The organism is Paenibacillus methanolicus (assembly GCF_008124765.1).
GTDB classification, from domain to species: Bacteria; Bacillota; Bacilli; order Paenibacillales; family Paenibacillaceae; genus Paenibacillus_Z; species Paenibacillus_Z methanolicus.
In genome coordinates this window covers 336,145-351,170 of record NZ_VNHS01000011.1, presented here as the reverse complement: position 1 = coordinate 351,170, position 15,026 = coordinate 336,145, and the positions used below count along the sequence as shown (strand labels likewise).

The 15,026-nt window shown below is 57.8% G+C and carries 10 protein-coding genes; 9 read left to right on the top strand and 1 reads right to left on the bottom strand.

Features of this window, described 5'->3' with window-relative positions; genetic code table 11:
- The first annotated feature begins 76 nt into the window (after nt 1-76).
- The 8 genes from BCM02_RS27575 to BCM02_RS27540 all read left to right on the top strand — a co-directional run bounded on the left by BCM02_RS27575 (nt 77) and on the right by BCM02_RS27540 (nt 12,199).
- Complete coding sequence (locus BCM02_RS27575) at nt 77-1,129, top strand: siderophore ABC transporter substrate-binding protein (protein ID WP_148932345.1); 1,053 nt, start codon at nt 77-79, stop codon at nt 1,127-1,129.
- Between the two features lie 246 nt (nt 1,130-1,375).
- Nucleotides 1,376-2,944 carry an AraC family transcriptional regulator gene (locus BCM02_RS27570; protein ID WP_148932344.1) on the top strand — a complete coding sequence of 523 codons (1,569 nt, stop codon included), beginning with the start codon at nt 1,376-1,378 and terminating at the stop codon, nt 2,942-2,944.
- 87 nt (nt 2,945-3,031) lie between these two features.
- Nucleotides 3,032-3,544: an acyl-CoA thioesterase gene (locus BCM02_RS27565; RefSeq protein WP_148932343.1), complete on the top strand. Its 513-nt coding sequence runs from the start codon at nt 3,032-3,034 to the stop codon at nt 3,542-3,544.
- Nucleotides 3,545-3,642: 98 nt separating this feature from the next.
- The gene (locus BCM02_RS27560) at nt 3,643-3,825 is read left to right on the top strand and encodes a hypothetical protein (RefSeq protein ID WP_148932342.1); all 183 of its coding nucleotides are present in this window, start codon (nt 3,643-3,645) and stop codon (nt 3,823-3,825) included.
- A gap of 231 nt (nt 3,826-4,056) precedes the next feature.
- Complete coding sequence (locus BCM02_RS27555; RefSeq protein ID WP_148932341.1) at nt 4,057-6,969, top strand: hypothetical protein; 2,913 nt, start codon at nt 4,057-4,059, stop codon at nt 6,967-6,969.
- An 8-nt stretch (nt 6,970-6,977) separates the two neighbouring features.
- A complete protein-coding gene (locus BCM02_RS27550; protein ID WP_148932340.1) occupies nt 6,978-9,098 on the top strand; it encodes an S-layer homology domain-containing protein in 2,121 nt (706 codons plus the stop codon).
- 88 nt (nt 9,099-9,186) lie between these two features.
- Complete coding sequence (locus BCM02_RS27545; protein ID WP_187434438.1) at nt 9,187-10,962, top strand: O-antigen ligase family protein; 1,776 nt, start codon at nt 9,187-9,189, stop codon at nt 10,960-10,962.
- A gap of 142 nt (nt 10,963-11,104) precedes the next feature.
- Nucleotides 11,105-12,199 (top strand): GGDEF domain-containing protein, encoded by a 1,095-nt coding sequence (locus BCM02_RS27540; protein WP_187434437.1) that lies wholly within the window; start codon nt 11,105-11,107, stop codon nt 12,197-12,199.
- 44 nt (nt 12,200-12,243) lie between these two features.
- Here BCM02_RS27540 and BCM02_RS27535 read toward each other — a convergent pair whose 3' ends face one another.
- Nucleotides 12,244-12,456 carry a hypothetical protein gene (locus tag BCM02_RS27535; protein ID WP_148932337.1) on the bottom strand — a complete coding sequence of 71 codons (213 nt, stop codon included), beginning with the start codon at nt 12,454-12,456 and terminating at the stop codon, nt 12,244-12,246.
- A 142-nt stretch (nt 12,457-12,598) separates the two neighbouring features.
- Between BCM02_RS27535 and BCM02_RS27530 the strand changes: the two genes are divergently transcribed.
- Entirely contained in the window at nt 12,599-14,914 is a 2,316-nt protein-coding gene (locus BCM02_RS27530) for a putative bifunctional diguanylate cyclase/phosphodiesterase (protein ID WP_148932336.1), read from the top strand.
- The last annotated feature ends 112 nt before the right edge of the window (nt 14,915-15,026 follow it).

Below are 15,026 nucleotides of genomic sequence, written 5' to 3'. Positions count from 1 at the left end.
GGGCCCGTTCGGGAAGCCGTTCCATGCTTGAGGCGATGAAACATAGAAAACTATAGGCAAAGGTGGACGAATAGAAGTGAAGAAGAAAGCACTGCTCTTGATGATGTCTCTCGTACTGATGTTCGTGCTCGCCGCATGCGGCAGCACGTCCAACTCGAACAATAACGTAAACAGCGGCGCAAGCACGGAAAGCGCCGCGCCGGCCGAAGGCAGCGCGAATGCCGCGGCGGAGACGGAAGGCAACGCAAGCACGGCTGCGGGCACGACGGAAGCAACCGCGCCGGCCGAAGTGACGATCAAGCATCAGCTTGGCGAAGCCACGTTGAAGACGAATCCCGAGAAAGTCGTCGTCTTCGACTTCGGCACGCTCGATACGCTGAATAAACTGGGCGTCAACGTAACGGCATTGCCGAAAGACAGCCTGCCTTCCTACTTGAAAGAGACCTACACCACCGACGCGTACGAGAACGCGGGCACGCTGTTCGAGCCGGACTTCGAGAAGCTGGCTTCCCTGAAGCCGGACGTCATCTTCATCTCCGGACGCGCGTCGGAAGCGTATGAAGAGCTGAGCAAAATCGCGCCGACGATCTACACGGGCGTCGACACGGCGAAATACATGGAATCGTTCAAGCAAAACCTGTCCGTCATCGGTCAAATCTTCAATAAGACGGCCGAAGTCGAAGCGGAACTCGCCGCGCTGGAAGCGTCGATCCAATCGGTGAACGCGGCGGCGACGGCTAGCGGCAAGAAAGGCCTGATCGTCTTGACGACGGGCGGCAAAATGAGCGCGTTCGGCAAAGGTTCCCGTTTCGGCTTCATCCACGACGTGCTCGGCGTGCCTGCAAGCGACGAGAGCATCGAAGTCGGCACCCACGGCATGAGCGTGACGAGCGAGTTCATCGCCGAGAAAAATCCGGATTACCTGTTCGTCGTCGACCGCGACGCGGTAGTCGAGAAGGAAGGCGCCAAAGCCGGCAAAGACGTCATCGAGAACGCCCTCGTGAAAAACACGAACGCGTTCAAAAACGGCAAAATCGCCTACCTTGATCCGAACTACTGGTACCTCTCGGGCGGCGGACTGGAGTCCACGGCCCAAATGATCCAAGCCGTCGAAGCCGTGGTGAAATAAAATAGCGTGGAAGAACTGCTCCCAAGGGGCGCCGAGCGATCGGCGCTGCCGCGGGGGCAGTTTTTTGCGTTTGTCGCGGTTTAGGTAGAATGCTCCGTCCCCTACTATGGACGGAAACCAAGCATCTGGCTGCATGCTGCACGCTCCACCTAGCGTGCAAACCAAGCATCAGGCTGATTGACTATGAGAATGATTATCATTTACAATTCACTAGGAAGGGTATTATCGAAGTAACGGAGTGATGGGATGACACAACATCTGTTGCGGGGGCTCTCGCTTCATTATACGCGTACCGAAGAGGTGCGGATCGCCGGGGGGACGAGGCTGGAACTGCCTGCCGGCGAAGAGGACGCCTTCGGTTTCGTAACGCGCGAGGGCGTCGGCATTACGGCGGATATGGGCGGCGCGAAGCGCAAAGGGAAGGCGCTCGGCGGCGAGTTGTTTCTCATTCCGTCCGGCACGCGCTGCGTGCTTCAGAGCACGGCGAAGCAGGAGTCGCAGGTGCTGCTGATTTATTTTACGAGAGCCTGGCTAACGCCGGAACCGGACGAATTCGCCGCCCAGCGGATTTCGAATATACAGAAGCTCTATATTTTCCGCATGCCTCAGATCCGAAGCTGGATCCCGGATTTTCTCTCCGACGCGGGGGGAACGGACGAGGGGCTGTATTATCAGCTGCAGTCCTATTTGTACGCGATGGCTTCCGCGCTGCTGACAAGCGCGAAGAAGCCCAAAGATCCGGAAGAAGACGTGTTCGATTACGTCGAGCAGACGCGCAAGTTTATGAAGGAGCACTTTCATAAGCCGATCGACGTGGAGCAAATCGCCGCCCAGTCGGGCTGCAGCTCGAGTCGGTTCTATCAATCGTTCCGCCGCTATACCGGCCTTAGTCCGCATAAGTTCATGACGAAGGTGAGGGTGGATGCTTCCTTGCGACTGCTCGCGGGCAGCGGAGGGACAATTATGGAGGTCGCCCACTCGGTCGGCTACACGGATGAATTCTACTTCAGCCGGCTGTTCAAGAAGCATGTCGGTCTTAGCCCGACGGAGTACAGCGCCTTGGCGAAACGACGGGTGGCGACGCTTAGCGCCGTGTTCGACGGCGACATGGCCGTGCTCGGCATGCAGTCCGCGTTTAACGTGAAGCGGGCATGGGCGGAGCAGCTCCGCGACGAGATCGGGGTTGCGGAGAAGCTGGCGGAAGTGGCCGCGGCGCAGCCGGAGCTCATTCTGACCGGTCCCGTCACGACGGGCGTCTATCAAGCGCTGTCGGCGATCGCGCCGACGGTCTCGCTCGATTGGAAGCGATTCTCCTGGAAAGAGCGCCTGCTGCGCATCGCCGGCCAGCTGGGCATGACGTCGGTGGCGGAGCGATGGCTGTCTTATTACGATATGAAGGTGGAGAATGCGCGCTACCATGTCCGCAGAAGACTCGGGGAAGAGCCGCTGCTGCTCGTCTCCGCCGGGCGCGACGATTACCGGGTGTTCGGGACGCGCATGCAGAAGCTGAAGGACCTGTACTATGACGATCTGCAAGTTCGTCCGCCGGCCAAAGCGCGGGAGATCGGCCTCATGCACACGGACAATCTGCAAGAGATCGCGGAATTGGGTTGCGAGAACGTGCTGTTCTTCGTCGACGAGACGGAGCCCGATACGTATATCCGGGAGCTGGAGCAGCGTTGGCGCGAGTTCAAAAGGAGCCGCATGCGCCATCATTGCTTGTTCGTGCGCTATCGGGAGCATATGAATTACAATGCGGCGGTCCATGAGCGGCTGGTGGAAGAGACCGTGTATAAGCTGCTGGAGATCGGATAGCCGGTCCGCTTAAAGGCGTGCATACCGGGGAATCCCGAAGGGTACAATGCTAGCGACAAAGATTGGCAGAAGGCGGGGGTTTTCCGAATGGAGAAAAAGTTTGTGCGCGAAACGAGATGCTTTAAGGTCGCCCGCGTGTTTCCGACGGACGTCAACAATCACGATACGCTGTTCGGCGGCAAATTGATGTCCTATATCGACGATATCGCGTCCATTTCCGCCTCGAAGCTATGCCGGGTTTCCGCGGTCACCGCATCCACCGATTCCGTCGATTTCCTGCAACCGATCCGGCAGACCGATTCCGTGTCGTTGGAGTCGTTCGTCACGTATACGGGCCGCACGTCGATGGAAGTTTTCGTGAAAGTCATTCGCGAAGACTTGCGCAGCGGCGAACGCAAAATCGCGGCGACATCTTTCCTGACGTTCGTCGCGCTCGGCGACGATAACAAGCCGATCGAGGTGCCGCAGATCGTGCCGGAGACGGAAGAGGAGAAGAAGCTGTACGAGACGGCCGACGAGCGGGCCCAAATGCGCAAGCATCGCCGGGCGGAGAGCAAGAAGTTCGCCGATTACCTGCTGACGAAGTATCCGTGGGAGTAAGGCGCGGGGCATAAATGAATCCCGGTTGGCGCACGGTATAGGAGGCAGCAAGCGACAGGTCGATGCTGTACACCACGGGCAAAGGCAGGGAGATACGCATGACATCAAGCAGAGGCCATCAAGGCGCGCTCGGCTTAGGCCAGGCGGAGAAACAGCTGGACCGCCAAATCAAAGCAGGCACCGCCATCCAAGGCCAGAATCCGGTCGACCAGGAGATTCTCGCGGCGAGCCATGAGCATGCCAGCGAGTTGGACGATATTATCGTGAAGTACGAGGAATAGCAGTTGCGGTAAGAACAAAAAATCCCGGCCATCAGGCCGGGATTTTTTGTTTGGGAAGAAACTAGTGGACAATACATGTCGGTATTTGTCTAATCTCATAGATTTTTTCATATTTTTGTTTGTTTTTGTCACTGGATTTATTATACTTTTCCAGTGATAGTTTATTTCTGCTAGTAAAGTGAGCATGTGGGAGCGCACATGGATACGAGCAAAAAGGAGCGGCACTAGAGAATGAAGAAGTGGTTGTCGATGGTAGTCATCGCCGCGATGCTGGCCGGTGGAATTATGCCGGCGGGAGCGGAGGGAGAAGCAGGGGGCGTAAATGACGCGAGCGAGATGCAGCAAGGAGCGCAAAGTCCGCAAAGTTCGGGAATAAGTCAGGATTTGCCGCTGCCGGCAGGAGACGCCGCGCAAGGCCTGGCGGCCGTCCAAACGCCTGGCGTCTTGAAGCTGAACTTGCCGGGAGAATACATTGTCACGGACGTAGACGCGAAGATCAGGCGGTTGAATACGCCCACGGAGGATTACGTCTATGCTGCGTATGATGAGGTGAACGGGCAGATTGATTATGCCTCCCGAATGACGTTGGGGGAAGGGGAGCATTATCGCCTATCGCTAACAGCGAGGTTAGTCGACCGCAACGGCGGCAAAGAATTTCTATACCACGAGAAGATGGACCTAACATACGATCAATTGGTCGCCAAAAGCAGTTGGGAAATGAACGCCGACACGGTCCAGGTTACCGTCGATTCTACGGCATTGGAAGGTTACGGCGAGTTCGACGTTCAATTCCTGGCAGGAGAAGGCAGAGAAAAGGAATGGTTACATAACCGCGGATATCGTGGGGACTTTACGTTATTGATAAACCCGAGTCAAGTGAGTTATGCGTGGAGTACTTGGAAAAATGGAATCGGATATATACATAAGGAGAAGCTCTCGATTGACGGCGACATGACGTTCAAATTGAACGAGCAGGATCTTGGCCGAGAGAAGGCGATCGTATCGCTTCCATTGGCCGCCAGTCAGAGAGCGTACGTCTACACGACCGAAACCACCTTTCAGTTTCCTTCCGGCGTCTCCAAGCTATTTATCAGCCGGGGAAGATATGCCATGGGCATTAATGATGAATTAGGAAGCGGGACGGAGCTGCAATGGCATAGCGACTACCGTGAAATTACCGAGGATACCGCTTACGAATTCGGGCAACCCGGCATGGTCATTGAATCCTTTGAAGCGAGCCGCGACGAAATTAATGCCGATACGCCCGTGAGAAGAGGGGATTTCGAATTGCGGTGGGTTTACGGAGCCAACGCGAGCGAGTATCACGCGGAGTATGAGTTGAAACATGCCAACGGGGCCCGAATCGCGTCCTTCAATGTAACCGAGTCGGAAGACGCGCAGTTACGCTTATACGCGGCTATAGAGCCTTCGCTGAAGTCAGGCAAATACCTGCTGACCGCGACCGTGACCTACCCGGGGTTCAGCGAATCGCTCACCGCGAACCGGTCGTTCGAAATCCTCGGCATGGATTCGAACGAGGTTAACGGATCGTTGATCCGGGCGGAGAACGAGACAGGGGCGCCTCTGCAAAACGGGCAGTTATTCGTATACGAAGCATTCCCTTATACCTATGAATTGGAAACGCCGCAATACTATTATTCGCCGATCTTTGTCGGCGAGCCGGTAGAGCCGGGCGCATTCTTCGTGCCGAACGCTTATTTGCTGGCCGGACGCAGATATGAGGTTATGATCATAGGTCAAGCCTCGAACTCGCGTCAACGGGTGGTCTATCATAAAACGATTACCGGTGGGCAAGGCGAAGTGTCGTTTCATGCGGCTTCGTTATCCAAAACGATCTTCGCGTCGTCCCATGCGACCGTTTCGGATCGCCTTTTATTAAGCGTGATGAGCGAGCAAAACGGTTATATTAGCTGGCCGATGCTGCTTCCATTCGAACAAAACGGCCAAGCCGTTGCCTATGTCCAGACGAGCAACGCGATTCAGGCGACGGCGGTTTTGCACGATTCGTCGACGGACCGGGGCTACTATCTGGAGCGCGCGCTTCGGGTAAACCAAGGGACGCCTCAGCTGGTTAACTTAGAAGGCGCATTAATGCGGCTAACCCCGCCAGCGGGATTCCAGGACGGCACGATAGCGATTAGCAGCAGCAAAATCGCCGAGACGTCCGACGCGTCGGAATACTACGTCAACCAAGGGACGACCGCGGATGTTCGCTATGCGATTACGAAAGACGGCTACCGGTATACGTTCCGATCCGCCATCTCGGACATTCAACAGAACGTCGCGTTTTCCGTCGGCAGCCGCGAAGTCTATATGAACGATGCGGACGTGATCAGCGCTGGCCGAATTAATCAGAAGGTATACACGGATTTTTACGAGGGAAGCGAGAAAGCCAACCTGGTTAAAGTGGAGCCTCTCAGCGCCGAGAAGCCGGCTGCATCCGAGGGCAGCTTGACATTCAAATCCATGACGGCCGAGGGTCCGAGGACAATCACCGTGGAAGAGGAGCAGGAGGGGCTGCGCTATCCGAACCCGGCATCTGCTGCCGTGGCGTCTCTCCCGACGGATGAGGAGAACGGCGAATCCGTACTGGAATATCAGCTGGTCGATAAAGACAACCGCGAGGTAGGCGAGCGGATTCGAACCAGCAGCTTCGATTCCGTGGAAATCGATGCGCCGAGGGACGAGGGAGAATACCGGCTTCAACTAGTGAATCAGTTGTTCCCGGACGACCTGAAGTCCTACAGCGGGCAGACTCTTCTTACGAACATCGGACAAGCAAGACAAGAAAAGCGTATCCAGTTGACAGGCTCCGCCAAATATCCTGTGCTCAGTTGGGGAGGCTCCGGCGAACTATGGAGCATCGGGAAGGAATCGCAGCGTTTCTTATTGGAAGAGGACCACTCCATTGTGCTCGACGCAGCGTTGATTAAGCCCGACGCGAATTATGTCCTGCATATTCAAGGCGGGGTTCTTGTTACGGGGGTCCGTATTCCCTTCTACACCCAGCTTCATCTAACGGGCGAGGAGTTGCTGCGATCGTCCAGCCTGACCGTAGCGGAAGGACAAGCGCCGATTACTATCATTTTACCGACGAATTTGAAAAATTCGGCTCGCGGATAAAAAGCGAGATGATCATGCCAACCGCAGGCTATTCCGATCCGTTTACGTTTACGACGTATCCGGGCAATGGAATCATTCTGAATATTCCGCGGTTCGAATGGATGGTAGCGGGCAGGGCGCGCAACCAAACCGAGGGCCTTGCGATCTACAAAGAAGGCGTTCGCGACGCGGTATCAGGAAGATACAACTTCCCGCTCAAGCCAAGCTATTACGTGAGTTTGCAGGGGGACAAGGCATTCAGCGATTTTGCTTCCGAACGCTATCCTTCGTCATCCCAGGTCGTGTCCATGTACGTCGATTTAAAGCTGATGAACCGGATACGCGTGTCGGAGGGCAAGCAGCGGCTGGCTTTCGATACGGCAAGAGTCGATAAGAATGAATCGCCATGGCGTTATGCTTGGCGGACGGCGGAGATGGATATTAAGCGACAGACGACGATTCCGTTTACAGGCCAAATCGACCCCACGGCATCATCGTTACGACTGAGTCAGCGTGCGGTGAAGAATGAAGGGGGTTACTTGAAAGTAGAACCCGACGTCAAGAGCGGCGACTTGCGTCTTCATGCTGCATTCGTAGCGCGAGATTACCCGGTTCTGACGGAAGAAACGTTGGGTCTAAGGACCGCTTCCCAAGTTACGTATCCCTACGAGGGGACATTCTACGGCTATGAGCGGGTATTCGGTACGATTCGGGTCGAGAACGAGAAGGGGATCGCGGTGTTCGAGCAAGGCGTGGAGAATTTGGACCGGGCGTATGAAATTCCGCATGCGCTTCCGGGCGGTAACTACACCGTCAAATTCATGCTTCCTACAGGACCCAATGAAGCGATAGAGCTGAAACAAACCGTCGTTGTAACCGCAGTTGCCGGCGGAGGCGGCGGAACCGGAGGCGGCGGAACCGGAGGCGGTGGCGCTGGCGGGGGAACCGGCGGTGGCATTGGCGGAGGGTCTGGCGGAAGCGCAGGCGGCGGAAGCGGCGGCGGGGCCGGAGGTTTCGGCGGCGCGACAACGCCGATGCCAGGCGGCACCGACATACCGGCGCATAAAATCGTCGAGTTCACGGATGCTACGCTCCCGACCCCTAAGGAAGGCCAACTTAAGCTGGACGCAGGCGATGCGGAGCGGGTCAAGCTGCCAGCCGGCGTGGCGCGGAAGAGCGGCATCGAACAAGGTGTTGCCGTGAGAATAGCGGACGCCGAAGTCACGATACCTGCAGCCGTCTTGAAGCAGCTAGAAGCGTTAATTCCCGCCGGGGCGGAAACGGGGGCCGTTATCGCGCTTGACGTGAAGTCCTTATCGGCGGGCGAGGTATTGCGGCGCATGACGAAAGGCGGAGTCGGATTCTCTGTCGCCGGCGCCGCATACGATCTGAGCCTGTCCATTACCGGCAAGGACGGCAAGACGGCAACCTTAAAGGACTTCGACGAACCGATCACGCTGACGCTGCCGATAAAGCCCGGGGCTAATATGGATGTAACGAATGTGTATTACATTGCGGACGACGGCACGGCGGCATATATAAAAGGGCGCCCGAGCGGTGACGCGCTCCTTGTCGAAGTTCATCACTTCAGCACCTACGGCGTCCTGGCTTGGAAGAAGACGTTCGCGGATGTATCCGCTAAGCACTGGGCGTACGGCGTCATCCAGCAGCTGGCGGCCCGTCAGGTCGTGCAAGGGGTAACCGATACCGCGTTCGCGCCGGAGAAGAAGCTGACGCGCGCGGAGTTCATCGCGATGGTCGTGAAGGCGCTTGACCTCAAAGCGGATGGCGCGGCGCCGTTCAGCGACGTGGCGTCCAGGGCGTGGTACGCGGATGAGGCGGCCGCCGCCTATGAAGCCGGTCTGATCAAGGGCGATCAAGCGAAGCGCTTGCGGCCGCTGAGCACGATTACGCGAGAAGAGATGGTCGTTGTGTTGGTCCAGGCGCTTAAGCTGAGCGGGGCGGAGAACGCCGCGCAGCAGGGTAACGCGGCGTTCAAGGACCAGCAGCGAATTAGCGGATGGGCCAAAGAGGCCGCTGTTCAGGCGCGCCAAGCCGGCCTAGTCCAAGGCGACGCGCAGGGCAACTTCCGTCCGCAAGGCTTGGCTACGCGAGCCGAGGCGGTTCAGATGGTGTGGAATCTTCTGTAGCGTTCTTCGTAAATGATGTACACTCGAGAGACCCGTGCAAGCGGGTCTCTCGTTTTTTAGGTCCGAATGGAAAAGGATGTATGACTTCATGGAGACGAAAGGCAAACCGGCGGCTTCGCCCGCCATGACGGAACGCGTCGCGTTCTGGGCGATTGCGGCGTTCCTGGTTTCAGGGGCGCTGTTTCACGGGTTCCTGCTGGAACGCGAATATTTGATGGCATCGGCTGCGGGGGCTATCCTACTGCTGATTATGGCTGTGAGCGGCCAGTTCAAGTTGCGCCAACAAGCGCTGTTCTGGGCGCTGGTAGCCTTGGCGGTTAGTTATGGGATCGCCGTCCTGTATGCGGTCACGCCCGGTCGTGCCGTGCATGAGGCGTTGAAAAGCTTCATCCCGTTGCCGATAGCTGTGCTCGGGGGCTTCCTCTCCGCCTCGGCGTACCGGAAGCTCGTTTGCATTTTACTGGCGTCCGCCTCGCTGACGACGATACTCGGGCTTGCGCTGGGATTATTTTATGAGGGGCGACTGGCGGGGTTATTGGATTATGCGAACGGCCTAGGCATACTTCTGTTCGCATGTGCTGCTCTTGGCTTCCCGTTGTATGCGGTGGGAAGGCAGTGGATATATTTGCCGGCCGCATTCTTGTTCGCGCTCGGCATCGGACTCACCCAATCCAGAACGGTATTCGCGCTTGGCGTCCTTGGCGCTTTCGTGAGCCTGTTAGGCTCACGAAAGCATGATCGGGCAGCTTGGATGAACTATGCGACCGTATCGCTGATGGGCGTCGCTGGGGCAGTTAGTTATGGGAATTCGGTATGGGTATTCGCGATAACGGTTCTACTCGTTGGATTGCTCATTTGGTATCTGCCGCGCATCACGGGTCGAAAACTGACATTAGCGGCCGCGGTCGGCGGCGCCTTCGCTTTGGTCTTCGCCGTAATATCTCTCTCAAGCGGGCACTTATTCAGATGGGCGTCGCTTTCCTCCAACCTGACCGACCTGCGTACCCGGCTGGTTTATTATGAGGACGGTCTGGCGATGATCCGTGATTCCGTCTTGACAGGATATGGAGGAGGGGCTTGGGCCGAGTGGCAATATCGGTACCAGAGCGCGGATTATTATGTAGCTTATCTTCACAACCATGCGCTGCAAACCTGGCTGGATGCGGGGCTCCTCGGGATCGGGGCGTTCCTAGCGGTCGCGATGCTCGTCGCGGTTAATGGAATTCGGGCCATTAAGCGAAGCGAGGACGAGTTGCGTTCGTTCGAGATTGCCCGCTTGGCCGCTTGCATCGCGCTCTGGCTGCAAAGTCTGCTCGACTTTACGTTCTCCTCTCCTTATCTATTCGCGCTCTTCGTCTTTCTGGGACTTCGGCTGAAAAAGGACGAGCGACAGAAGGGGCCTGCGACTAAGGCGAGTTTGGGATGGGGGAGATTTCCGCTAGCGGCCTGCTGCGCGATAATCGCTATGCTGGCCGGCACTGCCATGCTGTCGCAGTTGTATTACGAGCGGGCAATCCGGGCCGCGGGCGAGGAACGTCTGGCCGATGCCGTCGCCTATCTGGATCGGAGCATGGCAGCGGGAATTTACGATGACGCCGCGCATGAGCGTAAAGCCCGACTTTATTACGAGGGGTACATGGACCGGCGCGATCGAGCTTACTTGAGCGTCGCCAGTACGGAGATTAACGCGGCGCTGGCGGTGAATCCGGATCAAATCTGGTACCGAAAGCTGCGCAGCGATATCGATTGGGAGCTGGGGAACCGGGAGCAGGCGCTAGCGGAGCTGGAGCGACTGGCTCGCGACAATCCTTTTCGAACTAATTGGCTGGAAGAGCTGAACGCGAAGCGTCCCCCTCCTGATTGAACATGCCGACGCGCCAAAGCCGCAGACGGGCGATCCTGTCCGCGGCTTTTCTTATTTCGTACAACGTTTGATCGTGCCCAGATTGTGACATCCTACGGAGTAGAACTTACCGGGATGCGGCATGGGGAAGGAGAGCGAGGCGGTGGACGATCCGACGTTACTGAATTTTAACTATTGGTCCCGGCGCATTCTGCTCTTCTACCTGTTCATCGTCATGCTGTCGGTGACGGGAGAAGTGCTGGCCTGGGTGATCACGCGTACGATCCATGATGGGACGCAAATGCAGTTTTTCGTCAAAATCATCGTGCGGCCGACGCTTATGCAGCTGACGGTGATCGGTCTCACGTACGCGATCATTCTCGTGATTCGGCGATCGCTGGCGATATACGCGCTGGTGCTGTGCGGAATCGGGATCACGATGGCGCTTACGCTCACGATGCCGAACGTGCACGGACTGGAGCTGGCGCTGCTGCTGCCGATGGCGGTATCGCTTATTTTCTTTCGGCTCGGCGTGCTCATGTTTAGCTTCGTGGCCAGCTTGTTCTGCTACATGCTGGCGTACGTGTTTCTTCCAGTGTACCGGGATCGGGTGCTGCAATATGAATCGATGGCGTATACCGCCCTGTTGTGCGCGGGGTACATCATTTATTATGCGGTGCTGCAGCGGGAGGTCGAGGTCATGGGGTCGCTTCGGAAGGCGATCGATACCGAGCAAGAACTCGACAAGTTGGCCCGAACCGATTCGCTGACCGGTCTCTACAATCACCGCACGTTTCAAGAAGAGCTGGACCGCTTGGTGGCACAGGGCAACCGCGGGGAAGGCGAAGTACAGCTGGCGATCGTGGACATCGATCATTTTAAGCGCATTAACGATAACTACGGCCATCACGCGGGGGATGCCATCCTGCGGCGAGTAGCCCGGGCGATCGCGGAATCGGTGACGGCGTCGGAGTTCGTCGCGCGTTACGGCGGGGAGGAGTTCGCGATTCTGTTCAGCGGCAAAACGATGGAGGAGGCGTTCCGGCTCATGGAGCACATGCGCGTTACGATCGGCCGTCTGCGCCATCCGGAGATGGAAGGGAGAACGGCCACGATCAGCGGCGGTTTGCAGGCGCTTCGGCCCGGCGTAGGGAAGGCCGCCTTCTTCGCGCAAGCGGATGCGCTGTTATATGAGGCGAAGCGGGGCGGTCGCAATCGGATCGAGGCGTCGTCGGCGTCCGCGGCGGCGGGGCGATAACGGCGAACGCCCTTCGGGAGGAAGGGCGTTCGTCTCAAGCGGGGCTATCTTTTTTTCATTGCGAAAAATTCGCAGCCGCGCCGCGAGTGATAGGCAACGTCGCTGACGGAGGATTGGATGACGACCGTATCGGCATCGAATCGAATAATGACGCCGCCGGAATCGATGACATGATCGTCCTGGAACACGCGAAGGCGGGCCCCTTTGTCCATCGCCTCGGTGAAATCTTGATCGGTCAGCAGCTTCTGGTTCTGCATGCAAGCTCCTCCCTTCCCGGTGTGAATACGGATGCTCCTATTGTAACGTCTTGCCGGGAAGACGACAAACGCCGCTTAGGCGGGAGGACGACGAAGGACACGAACGACGCAAGAGGCGCGCGAGAGCTGGAGGTCAGAAGGCTTGAAGATATCCAAAACGAATAGACGGATCTTGTTATTATTGTTCGCTATTGCGGGCTATACGGGACTACATGTTCTCTTTATAAATACGCCGTCCATTCTGGACCGGGCGGCGCCGCTGGCTGTTGCGCTGCCTTTGATGCCGCCGCTGGCGGCATGGGTAATTTTGCGCCGCATCGCTGCCGGGCACGAAGGAGGGGCGCGCCGTTTCTGGCAGCTGCTAGGCTTAAGCTGCTTGTTTTGCACAGGGGCTCAGCTCGTATGGGGTGTGCTGTATTTGGAGGCGGATGGCGTCGTGCATTCCCCCAATTACGCGGATTTTCTCTGGAATCTGCAAAGTTTCACCTTGGTTGCGGCATTCGTTTATTTATTCGGCAAGCATCGGAACAAGTATCGCGGCATACGTTATTTGCTCGACACGATGACCGTTATTATGGTAGGCGGCACGTTGTTCTGGGTCTATGTGGTTTCTCCGGGGTTATGGGTATTTTGGGAAACGAAAACCGTCTTCGAATTTTTGATTACGGCGCTGTACCCCGTCTACGACTTCTTGGCCCTCGCCGGCTTGGCAGCGCTGTTCTTCGGCTACCGCACCTTCCTGTCGACGGGCGCATGGCTGGCCCTGGCCGTCGCGCTCCTGCTGTTCGGCATCGCAGACGGCATCTACGCGCTGCTGACACACCGAGGAGGGAACTTCTCCGAAAGCTGGACCGCGTCGCTCCTCGGCATCGGCTTGTTGTTGTTCCCGCTGGCCGGGATGCTCCCCCGCGGACGTCCAGAGTCTCCCCCCGTCATGGACGAAGAGCTGTATTCCCCGGCTCGCTCGCAGGCGCGAACGTTTCTGCCGGCGGTCTCGATCGTCGTCTTGATCGGCTGTGCGCTGGACCAGATCGAGCAATGGAACGGGGTCATGATCGGCGGAGCTCTGACGGTCGCCATCATCGTGATCCGCCAAATGGTCGTGCTACGCGAAAACGAAGCCTTGGTCCAGCAATCACGACATCTGCTGGAGCGCTACGAATACTTGGCCAATCACGATCCATTATCCAACTTGCCGAACCGGCGGTACTTCGAGCTGCGGGTGGAGGAGACGTTGGCGAGACGGGAGGAGCAGGAGGCGGAAGCGAGGACGGTGGTCATCATCGTCGACCTCGACCGCTTCAAATACGCCAACGATACGTACGGGCATGCGGCAGGCGACCGGATCATCTGTCAGGTGGCGGAGCGGCTGTCCGCCGTCGTCGGCAACCGGGGCGTCGTCGCGCGGCAGAGCGGCGACGAGTTCGCGATCTTGCTGGAAGGGCGGTACGACCGCTTGGATCTGCAGGAATGGGCGCAGCGCCTGCAGCGTTCCCTATCGAGGCCGTTTCATCTGGCGGAGCGGGTCGAATTCCTCATGACGGCCAGCCTCGGCATCACGGTGGCGGAGCCTGGGGAGGCAGCGTCCGATCTGATGCGCAACGTCGATTTGGCTTTGGACAAGGCGAAGAGTCAGGGCGGGGGGAAGGCGGTCTTCTATACAGAGGAGCTGTCGGAGGCGGTAACGCGGAAGCTGGAGATGGAGCAGGCGCTGCGCAGAGCGCTCGAGCAGGACGAGCTGCGGTTGCATTACCAGCCGCAAGTGAGCGCGCAGACGGAGCGAATCGTAGGCGCCGAAGCGCTTATCCGCTGGCAGCCGAGAAGCGGCGCGATGATCTCGCCCGCCGCGTTCATTCCCATCGCCGAAGAGACGGGGTTGATCGTGCCGATCGGCGAATGGGTCATCCGGACCGCGTGTCTGCAGGCGCTGCAGTGGTTCGGGGAGGGGCTGGACGCGTTTCAAATTTCGGTTAACGTCTCGTCGCGTCAATTCCAGGAGGCGGACTTCGCCGCGGGCGTGCTGCGCATCGTCGAGGAGACCGGACTGCCGCCGGACCGGCTCGTGCTGGAGATCACCGAGAGCATTGCCATTCAGGACGAGGGGGATGCCATTGTCAAGCTGCTGGCCATCAAGAACGCGGGCATTCAAATCGCGATGGACGACTTCGGCACCGGTTATTCGTCGCTCGGCGTGCTGAAGCGATTCAAGGTCGACAAGCTGAAGATCGACCAGACGTTCGTTCGCGACATCGGGGGGAACGAAGAGCAGGCGACGATCGTCGAAGCGATCCTCGCCATGGCGTCTAGCCTGAAGATGGAGGTCATCGCCGAAGGCGTCGAGACGGCGGAACAGTACCGTTTCCTGCAGGCGCGAGGCTGCGGCTGGATCCAAGGCTATTATTTCAGCAAGCCGCTGCCGGCGGATCAGTTCGGCAGCGCGTATGTGCGGAAACGGTAACGACGACGGGGGCGAACAAGAGGAAACCCGGTCGGCGCGTCGAAAACGTATTCAACCTCGGTTAAATGCGAAAACGCGCAGCCTCAAACACGGGATGTGCTCCAACGATTGA

What these genes read in the sequence shown, in the direction of transcription:
- BCM02_RS27560 (WP_148932342.1), top strand. Translation starts at nt 3,643, where the DNA reads ATGACATCAAGCAGAGGCCATCAAGGCGCGCTCGGCTTAGGCCAGGCG.
- BCM02_RS27565 (WP_148932343.1), top strand. Translation starts at nt 3,032, where the DNA reads ATGGAGAAAAAGTTTGTGCGCGAAACGAGATGCTTTAAGGTCGCCCGC.
- BCM02_RS27555 (WP_148932341.1), top strand. Translation starts at nt 4,057, where the DNA reads ATGAAGAAGTGGTTGTCGATGGTAGTCATCGCCGCGATGCTGGCCGGT.
- BCM02_RS27545 (WP_187434438.1), top strand. Translation starts at nt 9,187, where the DNA reads ATGGAGACGAAAGGCAAACCGGCGGCTTCGCCCGCCATGACGGAACGC.
- BCM02_RS27570 (WP_148932344.1), top strand. Translation starts at nt 1,376, where the DNA reads ATGACACAACATCTGTTGCGGGGGCTCTCGCTTCATTATACGCGTACC.
- BCM02_RS27535 (WP_148932337.1), bottom strand. Translation starts at nt 12,456, where the DNA reads ATGCAGAACCAGAAGCTGCTGACCGATCAAGATTTCACCGAGGCGATG.
- BCM02_RS27550 (WP_148932340.1), top strand. Translation starts at nt 6,978, where the DNA reads ATGATCATGCCAACCGCAGGCTATTCCGATCCGTTTACGTTTACGACG.